The following is a 19,516-nucleotide window of genomic DNA, read 5'->3' on the forward strand; positions in this document are numbered from 1 at the left end:
CGACGACGTCGAGCGGGTCGGGTCGGCGATCCAGTCCGGTCTCGACGCCGGCATCACCCTCGTAGAGGCCTCTGAGATCGCCTGTGCGGCGATGAGAGACGCCACGGGTACTCAGCGGTCACCTACGTGTCTCAAGCCTTCACGCGGCATCTGAGCCGGTGGTTGCGGATCATTCAAGTCGCACCTCTCGACGAGAACCCGCTCCCGCTGGCACCCGCCCCGCCGACGTCTCGTGACGCCACCTGTGACACCACCCACGACGTCAGCTGTGACGTCAGCTGTGACACCTCACCTATCGCCGGCGGCGGCGAGACTGGTGCTGAGACCAGCCCTGACCAGCACACGAGCGCTGTCAGTGCTGACCGGGCTGACAGCTCCGGCCAGGATCGCGATGGTGGCCTCTGCGACTCCGCTCTTGCTGACCCGGCACCCGAGCCCGCGACCCGCGCCGGCCGTGAGGCGGCGATGGCGATGATCCGCGCTCACCTCGAGACCACCCCGTCCGGTCGCCGTCGGGCGGCCTGCCACCTGGGTGCGGTCTGCCCCGACCGGCCAGAGCTCGACCGGCCGGTGCTCGACCGAACAGGGGCGGTGCCGGTGTGAACCTGCCGGAGTTGCTGACAGGTGCTGCCGCGCCGCTTCCGGTCCTCGCCGCCTGGGGGCGGCTGCGGTCCGGGTCGGCTTGCCCACGACCCGGTGGGCAGTGGTGTCGCGGGTGTCTGGGTGACCGACCCGGTGAGCGTTGATGGGTGCGGTGCCGGTCAGGATGGCGCGGTGAGCGACCCGTCAGGCACCTCCCCGCATCCGGGGGAAGCGGCGATGCCGGAGGTGGGGGTGGTGCCGTTGCCTCCGGAACCAGACGCTGACGATCAGGTCCCTCCCGACCCTGCCGGCTGGGGCGAGGTGCCGCTGCGCGCGGTGGACGGCTCCTCCACCCGGCCCCCCACCCGGGGGACAAGGCCCCGGTCCTGGGGAACATCCGGATCGTCGAGAGCCGCGGAGCCGTCGGGATTCGATCGTCAGCCCCCGCAGGACCTCACCGCCGAACAGTCCGTGCTCGGCGGCATGCTGCTGAGCAAGGACGCGATCGCCGACGTGGTCGAGGTGCTGCGCCCGGAGGACTTCTACCGGCCCGCGCACCAGACCGTCTACGAGACGATCCTGGACCTCTACGGCCGTGGTGAGCCGGCCGACGCGGTGACCGTGTCGGCGGAGCTGCAGCGGCGCGGCGAGCTCGTGCGGCTGGGAGGCGCGCCGTACCTGCACACCCTCATCGCGACCGTGCCCACCGCGGCGAACGCCGCCTACTACGCCGAGATCGTCGGGGAGAAAGCGATCCTGCGTCGCCTGGTCGAGGCCGGCACCCGGATCGTGCAACTGGGCTACCACGGCAACGAGTCCGGCGAGGTCGAAGAGGTCGTCGACCGGGCCCAAGCCGCGGTCTACGAGGTCACCGACCGCACCACCACCGAGGACTACACCGTCCTCGAAGAGCTTCTCCAGCCCACGATGGACGCCATCGACGCGATCGGCTCCCAGGGCGGAGCGGCAGCGGGTGTCCCGACCGGGTTCACCGACCTCGACCGGGTCACCAACGGTCTGCACCCCGGGCAGATGGTCGTCGTCGCGGCCCGGCCGGGTCTGGGCAAATCGACCCTCGGTCTGGACTTCGCCCGCTCCTGCTCCATCGGCCACGGCATGACCAGCGCGTTCTTCTCCCTCGAGATGAGCAAGTCCGAGATCGTCATGCGTCTGCTGTCCGCGGAGGCCCGGATCCGGCTGGCCGACATGCGCGCCGGCCGGATGTCCGAGGACGACTGGACCCGCATGGCTTGCCGCATGTCGGAGATCTCCGAGGCGCCGCTGTTCATCGACGACTCCCCGAACCTGACCCTGATGGAGATCCGCGCCAAAGCCCGCCGGCTCAAGCAACGCCACGACCTGAAGCTGATCATCCTGGACTACCTGCAACTGATGACCTCGGGCCGCAAGGTCGAGTCCCGCCAGCAGGAGGTCTCGGAGTTCTCCCGCCAGATCAAGCTCCTCGCGAAGGAACTCGAAGTCCCGGTGGTCGCGATGAGCCAGCTCAACCGGGGCCCCGAGCAGCGCACCGACAAACGCCCCATGCTGTCGGACCTGCGCGAGTCCGGCTCGATCGAGCAGGACGCCGACATGGTCATCCTGCTGCACCGCCCCGACGCGTTCGAAAACGACGACCCCCGAGCCGGTGAGGCCGACCTCATCCTGGCCAAACACCGCAACGGCCCCACCGTCACCGTCACCGTCGCCCACCAACTGCACTACAGCCGCTTCGTCTCGCTGGGCGCCGAAGACCCCTTTCAGCAGCGCCCACCAGCGGCCTCGATCCGCCCCGCCGGCCCCCGCACCCTCCGCTCCCACCTATGAGCCTTTTCCAACCTGTTGTCCGTAGTTCAGCCCGGGCCCGGGCTAGGGCGTACCCGCTCCTCTGGTATTCGTCCACCTGACCTGCACAAGCAGGTCAGCGAAGGCTCATACGCCATCATGTGAAATAGGTGATCGATAATGGCTGAGTCCGATTATGTTCGGAAGCTTGTAGGAAAGCATGGTGAGGTGTTCGCCTGGATCGTTGAGATGTCGGCGATGCCGAAATCTATGGTGTGGAACATGTGCGGCGGGCTGACCGGTGTGGAAATGGAGCAGCTGCTGCGCCGGTGGGAGAGAGCCGGGCTGGTCAAAACTGCCACGATCGGTACCGTGCGGTGGGTGTGGTGTACCACGTACGGAAACGAGATCGCCGGTGCGGCTCCCTACCGGGACGAAATACCACCGACGGAAACCACGTGGCGGCACCTTCGAGCGGTCTGTCTGGTTCGTGCCGCGATCGAATCCATGGGCGGAGAATGGATGTCCGGCCGCTATCTACGCTGGGAATCCGAACACCGCGCTCCCGCCCCGACCCGACCGCGGACACCCACTCAGAAAACAGGCAGGACTCCCAACGGGGCGCCGCCCGGCCCGCTGACCTATCCCGATGGTCTGGCCTGGCTGGTTCCCCGCTCGACCGGCACGGGATGGCCGTGGCTGGTCCGCGTCAACCTGAACGCCAACCTGAACGCCAACCTGAACTCGTCCTCGTCGTCGGACCCGTCGTCGGACCCGTCCTCGAATTCGAAGGCGACCCCGGGGTGGGATGAGGACTGGACAGCGCTGATTGCCACCGGTACAGCGCTGACCTCCAGCGAAAAGTTCTGTGTGCTCTACGTCGTCAGCGACAACTCCTACGGCCTCGCTGAGGCGTCGCTGGAAACACGCCCCGACCGAGACCGATTCCAACTCCAACGCCTGAGCGAGCTCGCTCCACTCGGCAAACAATGGTTCAGGACCCGGACATCCAGCACCAACTGGAACCCCCGAACCGGGACACGCCAACCAGATCGGTGAACGCGATTCTTGTCGCATGAGAACGAGAACGGATCACGATTTCATGTCGCTGGGGAAGGTGTGATTCGGTTACCAGCGGGAGGCGAGGCCGGTCATGACCCGGGCCCAGCGGCGGGCCTCAGCGGGGATGGTGGGGTCGGTGGGGTGGCGGGTGGCGGTGCAGGTGCGGTGGGCGGCGAGGATCTCTCCGATGCGTTGCGGGTCGCGGTCGTGGTGCAGGTCCTGGCTGTCGGCGGGGTCGTGGCCGGCCGCCTGATAGCGGCGAGCACCGCCGATACCGCCGCCGCCGCTGTCGGTGTCGGTGTCGATGGTGCCGATGCGTAGCCCGGTGTGGTGCTGGGTGCTGTGTGGTGGGTGCCGGGTGCGGAGGGCGGCGGGTGGGTGGTGGATCCAGTCGAGGCTGCCGGGGTCGAGGTGGTGTTGGGCGCGGGTGACCGCGACGTAGGCGAGGCGGGCGTAGTCGGGGTCGAGCTCGATGATCTTCTCCCCGGGGGTGTCGGGGTCGGGTTGGAGCGGGGGTGGGGGGAAGTCGCCGGCGATCCGCACGACGGGCCATTCACGGCCTTTGGCTTTGTGTGCGGTGGAGACCACGACCTCGGCGTCGGGTTCGGCCGACAGTTGCTCGAGGGTGGTGAGGACGGCGGGGACCCCACGCCGGTCGATGATGTCGACCAGGGGTTTGAGGTCGTGTCCGGCGGGGTCGTGCTCGGCGTAGTCACCGACGGCGTCCCAGCTGGTGAACAGCTGGAGTTCGGGGTGGTTGGTGGGACGCCCGGCTTGGAGGTCCCGCGCGGCCAGGGCCAGGGCGCGTAGTGGGCCGCCGCCGCCGCAGAGCGCGACCCGTCGGCCGGCGGCGAGCAGGGCCATGACCTCGCCCATCGCGCCGCCGTTGGTGCGGCACAACACCGCATCCGGCACATCCCCACCGGCCTCGTCGAGGGTGCCGATGGTGCTGGCGAGGTCGGGGTTACCGGTCAACCGGAGGGTTTGCCCGGTGTAGGGGAGCCAGCGGTTGGCTTCGTCGGCGATGGCGGCACCGAAGCGGAACGACCGCGACAGGGTCAATCCGACACCGTCGAAGTCGGTCATGACATCGCGGGCGCCGCGCCAGCCGTAGATCGCTTGGGCGGAGTCACCGACCATGACCAGCTGCGCGTGCCCGCGCTGGTCGCGGAAGATTTTCTCCAGGGCGGGGTTGGTGTCCTGGGCCTCGTCGAGGAGCAGGAACGCGCAGTCCAGACGGGGTTCGGTCAGCGCCCACATCTTGAAGTAGTGATCGTGGCTGAACGGGAACACGCCGGTGCCGCCATCGCCGTCGCCGGTGCCGTCGGGATGCTGGAGGTCGTTCCAGATGCGGCGGGCGTAGTCCACGACGATCCCGGCGAAGATCCGGTGGGCGCGGCGGTCGGGCATCCCGGTCAGGTGGGGGACGTGGTGGCGGCTGATGGTGTCGTCGGCGGAGTGGCAGAAGTTCAGGACGGTCTTCTGCGCCGCAGCGCACTGCCCGGTCGGGGTCACCCTCCGTTCACCGAAGGTCAACGGGGTGTCGATCCCGAGAACAGGGGCGAGGTCGGTGCTCGGGATCCGGGGTGCGTTCAGGCGGGCCTGGTAGCGGTGCCCGAGGGCGGCGTAGGCGAGGGAATGGGAGGTCACCGCCTGCACCGACGGGGGGAACGAGGCCCCGGCTTCGGTGGCGATGGACTTGTTGAACGCCAGATACAGACCCCGCGCGGTCGTGGTCGCGGCCAGGGCACGCAGGGTGGAGGTCTTCCCGGCCCCGGCCCCGGCCTGGATGGTCAGGTCGTAGCCGGCGGTGAACGCCTCGACCGCGGCCCGCTGCTCACCGGTCAACGGCTTCTTCGACGTCTTTTTCCTCGTTGTCTTCCCTGCTGCCCGGGTGCGCGGCGCCGCGGCGCGTTGCCGGGGCACCGAGGGGGAACCGGTCGTGTCCGGGGCGGGCGTTGTCGGTGCGGGTGTGTCGTGGGCGAGGGTCTTCTCGGCGATCTGCGCCCGTTCCTGTGCCCGGGGTGGGCGTCGCAGGCCGATCCCGGCGGCGGTGAGGATCCCCAGGTCCAGCTCCCACGTCCGAGCCGAGCGCTGTTCCCAGGTCCGGATGGCCTCAGCGATATGCGCGACGGCCTGCTCCTCGGTCCAGCTGTTCACCGTGCACAGGTGTGTCAGGGCTTCCTCGGTGCGGCCCTGGACGTTCGCGTATCCGAAGTGGGTCACCAGGTGACAGTCCGAGCACAGGCACACCAGACGGCGCAACGTTTGCACCCCGGTCGCGTCGTCGTAGGTCCAGCGTTCGTGGACGTGGAGATAACGGGCGATGTCGGGCCGGCGGTCCTCGCCGCGGCCGCAGGCCTCGCAGCGATACCCGGTCCGTCCCAGGACCGGGCGGCGTAGCCGCTCCCAGTCGGCAGGGTCGACACACGAGCGGACGTTGGTGAACCAGCACGAGGACGGGACCAGGTCCACGAACAGCCCGTCCCCGACCGTGCGGTCCTCACCCGGCAGCACCTGGGGCACCTCCGGGCGGGCCGCCCACCGGGCCAGCGCCGCGGTCGGCGGGGCCGGATCGAACCACCGCCGTGCCCGAGCGTCCCAACGGGCCCCCGCCGCTTTCGCGACGTCCTTCTCCACGAACGGCACATCCAGCCAGCACCGGTCGGGGCTGCGATCGGGTCGGGCCACCATCACCTCTCCGAAGGTCCTCACACACCCAGTGCGTCGACCCAGCGTGTCGATGAACACTGTGAACACCGTCCAGGGTCGCACATATCGGCCCTATCGGGTTCCTTCTCCGGGACAGCTCAGGAGAACAGTTCGGCGCGTAACCGGAGTTCGTCGCGGTCGGCCCAGGACACGCTCATCGCGTCCCCGGCGACGGAGGCGAGTAGATCCGCGGCCTGCGCGGGGTCGAACTGGTCGGGTAGCGCGGCGATCGCTGCGCTGATCCCGGCACGGAGTGCCGCGATCCCGCCCTGCAGGCCCGGGTTGATGCTGGTGGCGATGACCTGGACCCGCACGACGAGGACGTCCCCACCCGTCTCGCCCGGGTCGAGGGGGCGGCCGGTGACTCGGTCGTGGTCGGGCCCGGCGTAGCTGTCGACGATCTGGCCGCGGCGACGGGCCCGTTCGAGATGGTTCCCCACGACCCGTGAGATCGCGACGAGGTTCTTCCCCGGCAACGGGAACTTCTGCGACACCGCGACCACCACATCACCCGGCCCCATCCGCGCCGCGATCCGTTTCTCGGCACTCACAGCCCGCTCCCGCCCCGAAAAACACGAACACGAACCAGGGTGGGTGTATCTGCGTCGCCGATCATTCCGGACGCACCGGTGAACCTCATTCGACCCAGGATAGTGCCGCCGGCCGCGCGCCGTTCGAGACGTCGAGCACCGGGCCGTAAGACGTGTGACCGCTGCGCTCAGTCGAGCGAGCCCGGCACCGGTCTGCCGCCCCCGCCGCCGCCCCCGCCGCCGCCCCCGCCGCCGGTGTCGTCGCCGGTGTCGAGGTCGAACAGGGTGGTCTGGAACGGCGGCGCCCGCCGCGCTGCGGTCCGGCTGCCGGCGAGGGCGCATTTACGGCAGTTCGCGGGATCGTCGGTGGCTGTCAGGTCATCGGCGGCGGCGAGCCCCGCCCACCCTTGATTACACGCCGCAACAGGTAAAGCGAGGTCCCCGAGCCACGCCTTCCACGCGACGTCATGCACGACGGCCGAACGACCGACCCGGAGACGCCGGCCGGTGAAACGGCGAGCCTGCGCGGCAGCGAACACGACCGGGTCGATCTCCACCTTGAGCTCCCGTTCCCGCCAGCCTGTCCTCACCAGCACCGACAACGGGCAGGCTGACCGGCTCACCCACCTGCCTGCCTGCACCCGACAAGTGCCACCGTCGCTCACGTGTCGACGTTCGTCGATCACTCGCACCACAATGAGGTGTTCTCAGTAACGGGTTGATCATGCCGTGCGGTCGTACTCGGTGTGGAGCAGTACGAGCGCAGCGGCGGTGATCGCGCCGGTGTGCCAGGGGCATGGCGTGACTCGCCGTAGCGCGGCGAAGGTGGTCTTGGGTAGCCGGTCGACTTCGCCTTCGTAGCCGAGGTCGCCGAGCGCGGCGTGGGTGTCGTCGGTGAGCCTTTTCGATCCGGCGAGCCAAAACAGAAGTCCGGCTAGTCGTAGAGAAGGCCCAGGGCCGCTACGAAATGATGATCAGGATACGGTTCCATTTCGAACCCAGAAGCCCCGCCCGAATAGCATCAAGGGCCGCTCGAAGCGAGTTTGGGGTGTCGTAGTGGCGACCGGGTTGACATTCCTTGCCCTGCTTGCAGCGGCAGGGTTTCTGCTCATGCCAGAAGGCGCTAGGATCCCCATAGAGGGCAAGCTCGTGGGCTTGATGACCGCACCTTCTCGGAAAATTCCTGACGGGTTCACCCCTCTGTCTTCTGGTGGTTGCGCTGGATTCGGAGAATTCGGTGAAATCCGAGCAGGAGCGCAGATCTCGGTGCTAAATTCAAAGAGGGAATTAATCGGCTCTGGACATCTGAAGGATTCCGTCATCGTGGGGAGTTCGTGCCAGTTTAGCTTTAGAATCGATGGTGTCCCGAAAAGTGACTCCTATCGAGTCAGTGTTGCCGGCCGCAAGCCGTTGTCCTGGTCGGCAGCGGAGGTTGAAGCCCCTGGCGGGATTCGAATGTTTCTCGGGGCGTGAGCGCTGGGGAATTTTTGCGGGGAAGGTTCTTCGCGAGGCATCGAGAGGTGTCCGCCGCGGGCTCGGGGCAGAGGGGGGGGGCAGTGCGGGCGGGTGCTGCCGCGCCGCTTCCGGTCCTCGCCGCCCCGAGGTCGACTGCGGTCCGGGGTCGGCTTGCCGTTGCGCGGCGCCGGCCGGTCGCCCCCGTGACGCCGCAGTAGTAGTGGGTCCGCCGGCTGCTGCTGCCTGTGTGCACAGTGAAGCCCACCCCAAGATCAAAGTCAAGGCCACAGGACCTATGCATCATCTGATGATCTTCGGCTGGGTGGGGTAGGGTGGCCGGTGTGTTGCGGGTGATCGCGGTGGGCGCGGGGGCGGTGGAGTACCTGGTGCGTGGGTCGGGTTGCGCCGCGCACGAGTCTCGGGGGGAGGCTGTGGACGGGCCTGGTTATTACGCGAAGGCGGTGGCTCGGGGGGAGCCGGCGGGTCGTTGGTTCGGTACGGGGATGGCTGGGCTTGGCCTGTCGTTCGCCTCGGGCGAGACGGTCGCGGCGGATGACGTTCGTGCGGTGTTCGGGCAGTTGCGGCATCCGGATTCGTCGGAGAGGGATCCGGTGTTCATTGGGTCTCGGCCTCGGAAGTATCTGTCGGCGGAGCAGCGTGTCGAGCGGGCTCTGGGTCGGGAGAAGGGCTCGCCAAGCGCGGAGCGGGTGGAGGAGGTCCGTCGGTCGGCGGAGTCGGATGGGCGCCGGTCGGTGGCGTATTACGACTGGGTGTTCGCGGCGCCGAAGTCGGTGAGTGTGTATTACGCGGCGTTGATCGCGGCGGGTGCGACCGAGGCTGCGGAGAAGGTTCGTGGGGCGCATGAGTCGGCGGTGGAGTCGGCGGTGTCGTTTGCGGATGCGCGGGTGGCGGTGACGAGGACGGGTCGTCATTCGGGTCCGCGGTCGGTGGCGGGTATGGGGGTGTTCGAGCAGGGTTCGGGGACGACGTGGTCGTTGTGGGCGCATTCGACGAATCGTGAGGATGAGCCGCATCTGCACACGCATGCGGCGTTGCTGAATCGCACCTCGACTTCTGGGGGGAAGGTCGGCGCGTTGGATGGGGCGTCTTTTCGTGGGCTGAAGCAGGCGGTGGACGCGGTCTATCAGCAGTCCTTGGAGCAGCGTTTGACGGCTGAGTTGGGTGTGGGGTGGCGGGATCGTCCGGATGGGTTCGCCCGGGAGATCGCGGGGATCGATCAGGCGTTGATGGATGCGGCGTCGACGCGGACGAAGCAGCTTGAGGACCGTGTCGCGGCGATGAAAGCGGAGCTGTCGGCGCGGGCTGGGGGTGGGGAGTTGTCGGCTGCGGTGTTGCATCGTGTGGCGCGGTTGGCGTCGTTGGAGACGCGTGCGCCGAAGTCAGCCGATGCGGGGCCGCGGGCGTTGGCGCGGTGGGCGCGCGCGCATGCTGATGCTGCGGTCGAGGTGTTGTCGGGAGCTGCGGAAGCTGCGGTGGGTGGCGGTGTCAGCGCCGATGAGCCGGTTGATCGGGATGCGGTGTTGTCGGCGGCGGTAGAGCGGGTGTCGGCGTTGTATGCGGTGTGGGACATCGGGAACCTGGCTCTGGCGGTCAAGGCGCAGGTCGGGGATCGGTGGGAGGTTCTCGGGTTGGCGGGGGCGTCGGAGTCTGAACGCGGTGCGGCGTTGTTCGATCTTGCTCGGGAGGCGGTGGGCCGGCCGGATGTGGTGCAGGTGTCGATGACCGAGCCCGCGCCGATCCCGGATGGGTTGCGCCGGGAGCGGGGCGGGCGGGTGGACGCTGACGGGTCGAGGGTGGTCGGGGACGGCGGCTATGTCCTGCGGGGGGCGCATCGTGAGCGTTACACCTCGGCGGCGCATCTCGGGCGTGAGGAGGCCGTGGTCGCGCGGGTGTCGGGGCCGCTGGATGTCGGTCTGGCACCTGGGAAGGCTGCGGGGGTGCGGGCGGAGCTGTCCGGGCACGGCCTGAGCGACGATCAGGTCCACGCCGCCTTGACGGTGCTGACCTCCCGGGTCGCAGGGGATGTCGTCGTCGGTCCGGCGGGTGCGGGGAAGTCGCGCACCATGTCGGCGCTGGCGCAGGTGTGGTCCCGTGAGGTCGGGGGGCGGGTGTGGGGGTTGACGACGTCGCAGATCGCGGCGAACAACCTCGCCGACGCCCACATCGACGCGATCAACACTGCTGTGTTCGGTGGCCGGTTCACCCCCGGCCCCGACGGTCAGGTCCGCGACCGGCTGGGGGCGGGGGATCTGGTTGTCGTCGATGAGGCGGGGATGACTTCCACCGTCGATCTGCACCTGATCACGAGCCTTGCTGCTGAGGCGGGCGCGAAGGTCGTGTTGACCGGGGACCCGGAGCAGTTGGGCGCGGTCGGCGCGGGCGGGTTGTTCTCCCATCTGGTAGGTACGGCGTCGTCGGTGGTCGAGTTGCAGACGGTGCACCGGTTCGCCCAGGAGTGGGAGAAGGCGGCGTCACTGCAGGTTCGGGCGGGGGACACGGCGGCGGTCGCGGAGTATCTGTCCCGGGGTCGGTTGCACGCGGGCTCGGTGGAGGAGATGGAGGCGGGTGCGTCGCGGTCGTGGCTGGCCGACACCGTCGCCGGCCGTTCGTCGTTGCTGATCGTGGCGGGCAATGAGCAGGCCGCGCAGCTCTCGAGGCGGTTGCGGGAGCAACTGATCGGCCTCGGTCGTGTCGACCCGGCCCCGGTCGGGCGGGTGCACGGTGTTGAACCGGGTGGTCAGGCGGTGTCGATCGGCGACAAGGTGCAGGCGCGGCTCAACGATCGGTCGGTGCGGGTGGATCTCCCGGCTGGTGCCTGTGGGGGGGTGCAGCTGTGTGCGTTCGTCACCAACCGGGAGACCTACACGATCATCGGTGCTCACCGTGATGAAAACAATGATCACTTTCTGTTGGGGCGTGACCAGCACGGAGTGATCGCGTATTTCCCGGTCGAGTACGCCGCCCGGCATCTGCGGCTGGCCTATGCGGGGACGGTGCATGCGGCGCAGTCGTTGACGGTTGACACCGGGCACTCGGTCATCACCGAGGAGATGGGCCGGGACGCGGTGTATCCGGCGATCACCCGGGGCCGGGTGGAGAATCATGTGTGGCTGGTCGCCGCCCGCCCGGCGGATGCTCATGATCCGCAGGCCCTAGCGGAGACGGCGAGGTCGCGGTTTTCGGCGGTGATCGAGTTCAGTGGGGCGCAGACCTCGGCGGTGGCTGCCCGTGCCGAGGCCCAGGATCAGGTGCGGTCGTTGGTGACGCTGGCCGGGGACTGGTTCGACCTGGCCCGGATGCAGCACCGTGAACGGGCCGGCCGGCTTCTGACGGGGGCGTTGGGTGCGGTGAACGCGGCCCGGGTCGAGGCTGAGGGCGGTCGCGGGTCGCTGCTGGCGGTCCTCGCGGAGTCGGAGTTGGCCGGGCATGACCCGTTCCGGCTCCTGTCCCAGGTTGCGGGCTCGCGGGAACTCGATAGCGCCGAGTCGGTGTCGGATGTGCTGCGCTGGCGGATCGCGGGTGCGGTGTCGAGGAGGGTGCCGGAGGACCCGGTCGGCGGCGCGGGCCGGTTCGAGTCGTGGACAGTGACCGGTAACAACGTTCATGATCAGCAGCGGAACCTGTTGGCTCCGTTGATCGTCGACCGGATCGCCCAGCTGGGCCGGCAGGCTGCTGAGCAGGCACCCGGGTGGGCGGTCGAAGCGCTCGGCGCGGTGCCCGGGCCCGGTACCGGCGAGTGGTCGGAGTGGGTGCGCCGCGCGGGTGTCGCGGCCGGGTACCGGGAATACAGCGGGATCGCTGATACCGCGGCCAGTCTGGGGCCGGCGCCGGCAGCTGATGACGTCTATGCCCGGGCGTGGTGGACCCGGGCGGTCGCCGCCCTCGGCGTGGATGCCGCGTTGGTGGAGCATCGGCGGCTGCCGGACGCGGTGCTGGCGGAGAAGGTCCAGACCTGGGAACGCGTGCACGCCGGCGCCCCGATCTATGCCGCCGAGCAGTTGTGGGCGGCACACGAGCGGCTGCACGACGCGCGGGTGAACGCGCACCTCGCGGCCGCGGCACGGGACAACCCGACCGGTGGCGCGGCGGCGCGGGAGCTGGCCGAGATCAACGCCCGGACCGCGCAGACCCTGGCCACGCTCGCTCACGACCAGGTCGAGACGTGGACGGCGGCACACGAGCGGCGCACCGGCTGGTACACCGGTGTCCGTGACCTCGCCGAGGACGCCCGGCACGCGGCAGAGGAGCTACACCGGCGGGGTCGCAGCCCGGTGGTCTCTGCGCCAGCTGAGGACGGGCCTCGGTTCAGCGCCACCGCGCAGGATCAGGAACAACAGCATGCCCGTCGTCGCTCCTCCGTGCCCGTCGACTCCGGTACTTCTCTCGTGACGCGGCAGACAGACGCTGGGGCTCGTGAACGGGTTCGGGCCGAAGAAACATCCCGTCAGCGCTATTTCGACCAGCGCGACTCGCCCAGCCTCGGCCAGCACCGCAGCCACGGCCTGAAATAGAAACCTTCTACGATTTTATGCGTTGCGGCGAGAGGGACGTGATATTTTCGTGGGCGATGAGGAAGAGCAGAGCACAGGCATGACCAGAGGAGAACCGACGACGTCCAAGGAACAGAAGTCGGCCGCCACTACGATCGACAACAACGCTGCCAGGACTGCACCAACGAAACAGAGGCGGCGGTCGGGGGCCGCGGCGCAGCGGCCGGTACGGCCCCGCGAGAAACCGCCGGCGGCGGATGCGAGTGTGCCAGAAAAACTGCGTTATCTGCAGAGCAACAAGGTGCAGCGCAGCGGGGAGCGGTGGACGGCGAAGGCCGCGGTCGTGGAGATGACCGCAGCGGGTGCAGCGATCACCGAAGGATATTACTCCGAGATCCGGCTCGGCACTAAACCGAATCCGTCCGTGCGCATGATCCAGGCTCTAGCTGATCTGTATAAGGTGAGTCCTGCATATTTTTTCAACGATCCTGCCGCGGTCGAACATGTCGTCTCACAGGTGGAGCTGGAGGTAGATTTACGTGAAGTTTGTGCCAGCCATGTCAGTGCCTGCGGCGGACAACTCAGCCGGAACCAGTACGCAGCGTTGAACCGCGCGGTGGCTCAAGCGCTCCTCCGAGCTGGCAACGGAGAAGATCCGAACGTAGAACACACTCCAGGCGAGGAATGTTTCAGCACAGACGAGTAGCAGGAACCACGGGGCCTGTCCCGTGGTTCCTGCGCGTCACGAGCGATGAGATTCGGTGCTGCGCCCCGAGCCTTCTACTGTGTTAATAGCGCGAACAATCCAGCGGCGAGCATTCCAGTCAACGCACCGACGATGACCTGTGCAGTCGTGTGATCCTGAAGATGCACACGGGACCACCCTACTGCGCCCACCAGTAGCGTCGCGAACCACCATTCAGGACCGCTTGCAATCGCCATGATCGCAACAGCGCTCATGGCCACAGCAGCGTGGATCGATACTTTCCATTTGAGCGTGATTGCGCTCGTCACGAACAGTGTGGCCAGGAACGTGATATCAAGCGCGATCAGGGGCCACGGCGCGCGGAATACGATGAGCAGAACTAGGCCGATCGCGCTGAATCCAATAACGGCGAGCAGCGGGACCAGTCGCCCCCGCCGGTTACGGACGTGATGCCCATCCCAACGGCCTGTGCGGGCACCCCAGATGATCACTACCATCGGCAGGATGCTGCTTGTGAGCGCGATGAGCAGTCCCCATCCCAACGTAGGTAGCAGCGCTTTCGTGACGACCCAGGCGAGCCCCAACGGTAACACCATGATCACCACGGATGGGGCTAGAATCTCAGTCAGCACCCGAGCGACCCGGTCGATGACTGTGTGACTGCGGCGCGGTGTCTGATCAGGACATGTCATAGTTTGCGGAACGCTACTCTACATAGTTTGCTGATTTCCTGTCAGGTTCACTCGCGCACCTGACAAGGGCGAAGCGAGCATCCTTTGGAACTCTGGCGACGCCTGAAGAGCCCGGTGGACGCGTAGCAGTCGCTGCACTTGGACTTCTATGTCAATGGCAGGAATAGCGTCAGCCTCAGGAAGAGCCTCCTCCTCCTCCTCCTCCTGGAGCTGTTGTTGTTCGATGGACACTCCTTTCGCGAGGACGAAGGCGTCGCTGAGGGCGGACACGCCGAGATACCCGCGTCCGGCGGCAATCTCAACGGCAACTGCAACGTCTTTATCGGCGTCAGTCACATGACGAGAAGCTCGAAGTTCGACGTCGCAGATTTCAACGACCCTTCCGCACAAGCGGGTCGTGGGGCTGACAGACGGATGGTGTCGCGCAGCAAAATACAGGTCCCTGAGGTCGCCTTGGTCGATCAGTTCCCACAGCGGCTCGAGCCGGCGGTATAGATATCGATGCCGATATTCTGTTCGCTTACGGCCGATGAATTCAACGAACTGGGGAGCCCAGAATCGCGAGAGCCAACCAAGGGCACCGAGGATCAGAGCACACAACGGAAGTATCGTGCTGATGACGAGTTCAAGTGAGTCCTTGTGGGCAGTGCCCCACTCTGGGAGCAGCCCGACGGCATGAGCCCCGACGCTCCACAAACGACCAGCCAGGTAGATCAGCACTATGACACACACAGTGCGATGAAGATGCAGGCTGACGCGGCGCCATGGCTCAGGCTCCAGGCGGAGCTGCCTGGAGAGGAGTGCGGTGAGGCCGATTATCGCCCACCCGAAACCGACACTATACAGTGCGTAATACGTTATTACTGAAGGATGCAGGTGGGGAACTAAAAACACGGCCTCGCTGATACGAGTGACAGTGAAGCACCCCGCCATTCCGGCCGCGGCGGCCGCCAGGAGCGCTCCGCGCCGCAGGATTAGCCGCCACGCAGATGCCAAGTCCATCTGGCTGAACGCTACTACGGCAGTAACACTCAGCCCCGCCACAAGAACCAAGACATTACCCAAGAGCTGGGAAATGTTGGGATAGATGATGTCGATGAGCCCTCGACTGGGCGGGGCCATAACGGCCACCGCGAGACCCAGACTCGTCATGTAAAACAACATTGCTCGGAATTCGGGCGGCGTAGTCTTATCCGCTGCGCGTCTGTAATGTGCCCAGCGTATCGCTGCAACGCTGAAACAGACCGCGGGGAAAAGGTAGTACACGGTGGTGTTAGCAACTAGCGCAGGAGACATCTCTTGATCGCATTCTTCTACGTTGAAGCGAAGGGCGTGGCATCGAACTCGGCATCGAACTCGGTGTCGCCGAGGACTTATCCCGACCTCTCTGGGCTGGAATTTTCCCTAGCCGAGAAGCTGCGCAAGATGCGCAAGATAACTGCTCGATCCTGCTCCTCAATTTCAGTACTGCGAAAGAAGATCTCCTTGACCTGAGCGGCCAGAGCCTCCTCTAGGATTTCAAGCTGCTTTTTGATATCTCCCGCTTCTTCGCAGTCGAAGAAGTATCCTGCGGGGATTCCGAAGAACTTCGCCAAAGCGCCTAGAAGATCTAGGGTCGGGTTGGTGCGTCGCCGAGTGCGGAGCATCCACAGGTAGTGGCTTGTCACCTTATATCCGGCTCGCTCCACTCCGGCTGCGACCTCGGCATTCGAATAGGGCCCGCGCCCGACGGGGTAAAGGTTGTCGAACAAATAGTTCAAACGGTCCGCAAACGAATCGCTCGGACCGCTTGCCAGTTTCCGAGTCTGGTTCTCTGGCATGTCCAACGACGCTCCCTCGTAAATGTTGTGATGTAGCGAATCCACTTCAGCTCATCGCTCTTCTCCTGTATTTTCAGCCGCCAAAGGTACCCCTGATTCTGAGGGCTACGGAGTCATTCACTGCGGCTGGCTTCTTGGGCCTTGACCTCGACGTCGCACTCTCGGCAGATAGTAATGATGCGAACGCCTCCGCTTCTCTTTCCGACCGGCACTCGTAAACGCTCCTCCCAAGATATACCGCTAGCGCTTCGGGTGCGATACTAGCCATGCTCCGAAAGAGTGGGGACTCCTCTGGATTCCGTGCCTCCGCATGATCAAATACCATGTGTCCAACTTCGTGCAAAATTATGTGAGTTGCGTGCGGAGCATCCAACGGAAACCCGATCTCGTCGTAGGTTCGCCGAGGGATGAATATTCCACACTCGCTTTCCTTGAGCTCCCTAAATAGGAAGGTCCGCACCCTTATGGGCCGCCCCCGATGCGCTTCCAGCCTTGTCAGATACTCCCGGATCGAGCCGTCAAACGGGCCGATAGATTCATTGAGAGCTGCGATCATACTGGAGCAGCGTTCAAGTACATCTACATCGGATAGATGCTCAGTTGCAGAGCTTGGCGCGTTCCGGGCGGCACCGTGTCGGCGAGAATTGATTCGCGCCTGACTCAGCCGGGGCCAGGGGCCTCTGCAGCAACGAGGAACACTCCAGAATGCCACGTTCATATCGTGAACCTCTTTTCTCGAAGAGGACGAGGGGAAGGTTATTTCGTCAGACTCCAAGAGAGCGGCGAGCCATCTCTCATCATGGGCGCGTAGCGCCATGAGGCGCCGAAAGCAACTTTCGACTAGGCTCCATCGTTCCGCCGGGGCGGTCAGGGAATCTGCGGGGATGCCAATCCCCACCGCGACCCGTACGGCCTGTTCGTTGGTCAGCACGAGATTGCTTCCCGCCGCCGCCTGGTCAAGCACTCTGCGAGCCTCGGGGTCCGGCCACAGAGAGTCGTCGGCCAGCCCTCGCGATCTGCGATCCAACCTCAGGACGGTCGACGACAGGAAGCGAAGTCTTCCAGATAGCGTGCCGCCTGGTGGTCGCGTCATCGCACGCGACCACCGCAGCCGCCGAGCAGCAGTGCTGAGCCCGGTCGGGCGAAGATGATTCCCATCATGTCACTCCCGCGACTCTAACTATAGTTACAAATCTAGCAGTGCTGGCCCTCGCTGGTCAAGGCTAGATCCTACGTCTAGGCAGCTCACCTAGGATTTCTGTAGCTACTTGCGATATGTCTGTTGAGCCTTGCACGTCCGTCGGAGCTCTGTCTATAGTTTGCATCCTCCCGCGAGAGAGGTGCGCGATGACCGCTTCGAGTCGGGCAGTACCCCGCTCTCTGTTTGTTTCCGGCTGCGGTGGGCCGGCCTGATGCCTCGACGAGCTCGGCTTGCTGCGGAGGAGCGGTCGGCGCCGTGGGAGTCTGCGCCAGGCCTCGTCGCTGATGTCTGCACTAGCGCAGCCACGACAGGGCTCGAGGCGGCTCTTCCCGTCGACGGGGCGGCCTCTGTACACGTCATCGCCGCCCGGCGCCGACCAGCTCTCCCGACGTCGGCGGGGCAAGAAACGCTTTCCGCGATGCCAGCTACCGATGTCGAGGTCGCGAAACCGCGCATCACGTTCGACGAGGCGCTCCCGCGGCCAGAGCCGCAGGCCCGCCCGACACTCACTCAGGTACCCGCAGAGTCGTCGTTTCTGCGGTCGGTGCGCTCGTGGGAGCCGGTGTCGGATGTGGAGGCGTCGTCGTTCGCGGGCCGGTTCGCGTGTGACTTCCAGTCCTTCGATCAGGACGCGCCGTGGCGGCGGGCGGAGGTGCTGCGTGAGGTCCTCGCGGATGCGCAGGCGTGTACGTGGGGCTGGTCGGGTTCGGGGCGGCAGCGGGCGGATTCCCCGTTGCCGGGGCGGATCTACCGCCGCTCGGCGACGGTGGTGTTCGTCGAGGTCGTTGTCCGTGTGACGTCGTATGTCCGTGCTGGAGCAGTAGCCGGGGCCGATGGCCATCCCGAGAACGACGGTGAGCGCGGTGAGGTGGTGGAGCCGGCGGGGATGATCGGCCGTTCGTGCGCGCCGCCGGAGGCGGACTCGGCGTGGGCTGCGGCCCAGGCGTGGTGGGTCCGGATGACGGTGCCGGTCACCCGCGCTGGTGAGGACGGTCGTCTGGTCGTCGATCCCGGTCTGCTGTCCGGACCTGCTGGTGAACAGGCAGGTGAGCGCTGATGTCATCGAGCAACCATGTACCGGCGCCGGAGCAGACCTCGGAGAAGACGTCGGCGGGTGAGACGCCGTCGTGGCTGGCTGATGGTGCTGCGGCGTGGGCTGTTCCCGGCTCCCCGGGTGCGGCAGAGTCGCCGGTTCCTGTGGTCCCGGTCGAGCGGCCGGTTCCGGACGAGTCTCCGGAGCAGCTGTTGGCTGCCGGTTCCGGCGCTGGCCTGCAGCCGGGTCGGCCGGTAGCCGAGCCGCCGGCGCCGCCGGCGCCGCCGGCGTCGCCGGTGTCGGCGGCGCTCTGGAGCGTCGACGCCGCCGACGCCCCCGGTGTCGCTGCCGGTCTGGATGCGGGTTTCTCTGATGGTGGTGTGTTCGCTGATGTGGTGCGGCCGCGGCCGGCTGCGCCGACACACGGCTGGCGGGCTGCGCTCTACGCGGTGACCGCTGGTCGCTGGAATCCGGGTTTGTCCGCTACCGAGCTGCGCCTGAAAGACCAGGTCCGGCGGGTCACGACACCACTGTCGGGGCCGTTCTCGGTGGCGGTCGGGTCGATCAAGGGTGGTGTCGGGAAGACGACGGTGACCTCGCTGCTCGGGTTGGCGATGGCCGAGTACCGCGGGGACCGGGTCATCGCGATCGATGCCAATCCCGATGCCGGCACGCTCGGGGACCGTCTGGTCGGGGAGGTGCAGGCTGGGCGGCGGACGGTGCGGGACCTGCTCCACGATCTGGATCGGGTCCAGTCGTCGACGCAGTTGTCGGGTTACACCCACCTCGCCGGTCGCCTGCGTGTGCTGACCTCGGAGCAGGAGCCGGCGTTGTCGGAGATGTTCTCCGAGTGCGACTACGAGGCCGTACTGCGGTTGTTGTCGGTCTATCACGAGTTGCTGCTCACCGACTGCGGCACCGGCCTGGTGCATTCGGCGATGCAGGGAACGCTGCGGCACGCTGATGCGCTGGTCGTGGTGGGTGCGCCGACCAAGGACGGGGCGTCACGCGCGGCGCGGACGCTGCAGTGGCTGGCCACCCACCAGGACTCTTCCGGCGGGTTTCCGTATCGGGACCTGGTCGCTGACGCCGTCGTGGTCCTGTCCTGTGACCGGGCGTCGCGGTATGTCGATGACACCGTCATCGTCGACTACTTCCAGTCCAGGGTGCGGGCGGTGGTGGAGCTTCCCGCCGACCCGCACCTGGCGACCGGGGACGTCATCGACCTGGCCGCTCTGGCCCCGGGCACCCGCGATGCGGTTCTTGAACTGGCTGCGGCGGTCGCCGACGGCTTCCAGGCCCGGACCTGTGGCCTGGCCTCCCACGGCTTCCGCCACCGCACCAGCGACTTCCACACCCGCGCCCGCGCCGGCCACGGCGGCGGTCAGGCCGGTCGGCGGTGATCGGGTCCGGCCCGACCAGCGCCGCAG

General features: G+C 66.7%; 11 protein-coding genes and 2 pseudogenes. 6 read left to right on the plus strand and 7 right to left on the minus strand.

The genetic code is table 11. The features are described 5' to 3' along the window. Positions 1–1,008: 1,008 nt before the first annotated feature. Both dnaB and Ae505Ps2_RS31580 read left to right on the plus strand, forming a co-directional pair. Positions 1,009–2,313 (plus strand): annotated as a pseudogene (gene dnaB, locus Ae505Ps2_RS29205) (replicative DNA helicase); the annotation flags it as partial. A gap of 231 nt (positions 2,314–2,544) precedes the next feature. Continuing rightward, positions 2,545–3,423, plus strand: a complete 879-nt coding sequence (locus tag Ae505Ps2_RS31580; RefSeq protein ID WP_139320290.1) for a hypothetical protein — start codon at positions 2,545–2,547, stop codon at positions 3,421–3,423. A gap of 69 nt (positions 3,424–3,492) precedes the next feature. Here the strand turns inward: Ae505Ps2_RS31580 and Ae505Ps2_RS32915 are convergent, their stop codons facing one another. From Ae505Ps2_RS32915 to Ae505Ps2_RS30710, 4 genes and pseudogenes are all read right to left on the minus strand, one after another. Then, complete coding sequence (locus Ae505Ps2_RS32915) at positions 3,493–6,120, minus strand: UvrD-helicase domain-containing protein (RefSeq protein WP_075554365.1); 2,628 nt, start codon at positions 6,118–6,120, stop codon at positions 3,493–3,495. Between the two features lie 116 nt (positions 6,121–6,236). Beyond that, positions 6,237–6,689 carry a hypothetical protein gene (locus Ae505Ps2_RS29220; RefSeq protein ID WP_139320291.1) on the minus strand — a complete coding sequence of 151 codons (453 nt, stop codon included), beginning with the start codon at positions 6,687–6,689 and terminating at the stop codon, positions 6,237–6,239. Between the two features lie 167 nt (positions 6,690–6,856). Next, positions 6,857–7,354, minus strand: coding sequence for a hypothetical protein (locus tag Ae505Ps2_RS32920; RefSeq protein WP_212567733.1), 498 nt, complete (start codon positions 7,352–7,354; stop codon positions 6,857–6,859). A 36-nt stretch (positions 7,355–7,390) separates the two neighbouring features. Next, a pseudogene (locus Ae505Ps2_RS30710) lies at positions 7,391–7,564 on the minus strand (IS5/IS1182 family transposase); the annotation flags it as partial. A gap of 900 nt (positions 7,565–8,464) precedes the next feature. On the opposite strand from Ae505Ps2_RS30710, the gene mobF reads away from it, so the two are divergent. Continuing rightward, positions 8,465–12,655: a MobF family relaxase gene (gene mobF / locus Ae505Ps2_RS29230; RefSeq protein WP_075554368.1), complete on the plus strand. Its 4,191-nt coding sequence runs from the start codon at positions 8,465–8,467 to the stop codon at positions 12,653–12,655. A gap of 49 nt (positions 12,656–12,704) precedes the next feature. Next, the gene (locus Ae505Ps2_RS31590; RefSeq protein ID WP_139320292.1) at positions 12,705–13,340 is read left to right on the plus strand and encodes a hypothetical protein; all 636 of its coding nucleotides are present in this window, start codon (positions 12,705–12,707) and stop codon (positions 13,338–13,340) included. Positions 13,341–13,414: 74 nt separating this feature from the next. Here the strand turns inward: Ae505Ps2_RS31590 and Ae505Ps2_RS29235 are convergent, their stop codons facing one another. The 3 genes from Ae505Ps2_RS29235 to Ae505Ps2_RS29245 all read right to left on the minus strand — a co-directional run bounded on the left by Ae505Ps2_RS29235 (position 13,415) and on the right by Ae505Ps2_RS29245 (position 15,852). After that, the gene (locus tag Ae505Ps2_RS29235) at positions 13,415–13,972 is read right to left on the minus strand and encodes a hypothetical protein (RefSeq protein WP_349289849.1); all 558 of its coding nucleotides are present in this window, start codon (positions 13,970–13,972) and stop codon (positions 13,415–13,417) included. 78 nt (positions 13,973–14,050) lie between these two features. Further along, positions 14,051–15,184 (minus strand): DUF6545 domain-containing protein, encoded by a 1,134-nt coding sequence (locus tag Ae505Ps2_RS31595; protein ID WP_139320293.1) that lies wholly within the window; start codon positions 15,182–15,184, stop codon positions 14,051–14,053. A gap of 221 nt (positions 15,185–15,405) precedes the next feature. Further along, positions 15,406–15,852 (minus strand): hypothetical protein, encoded by a 447-nt coding sequence (locus Ae505Ps2_RS29245; protein WP_075554387.1) that lies wholly within the window; start codon positions 15,850–15,852, stop codon positions 15,406–15,408. Between the two features lie 1,619 nt (positions 15,853–17,471). Here Ae505Ps2_RS29245 and Ae505Ps2_RS29250 point away from each other — a divergent pair. Together Ae505Ps2_RS29250 and Ae505Ps2_RS29255 are read left to right on the plus strand one after the other, a co-directional pair. Beyond that, positions 17,472–18,110, plus strand: coding sequence for a hypothetical protein (locus Ae505Ps2_RS29250; protein ID WP_075554371.1), 639 nt, complete (start codon positions 17,472–17,474; stop codon positions 18,108–18,110). After that, positions 18,110–19,489, plus strand: coding sequence for a MinD/ParA family protein (locus tag Ae505Ps2_RS29255; RefSeq protein ID WP_139320294.1), 1,380 nt, complete (start codon positions 18,110–18,112; stop codon positions 19,487–19,489). Before Ae505Ps2_RS29250 ends, Ae505Ps2_RS29255 begins: the two co-directional genes overlap by 1 nt. Positions 19,490–19,516: the final 27 nt, after the last annotated feature.

The organism is Pseudonocardia sp. Ae505_Ps2, from assembly GCF_001932425.1.
In the GTDB taxonomy this organism is placed as follows: domain Bacteria; phylum Actinomycetota; class Actinomycetes; order Mycobacteriales; family Pseudonocardiaceae; genus Pseudonocardia.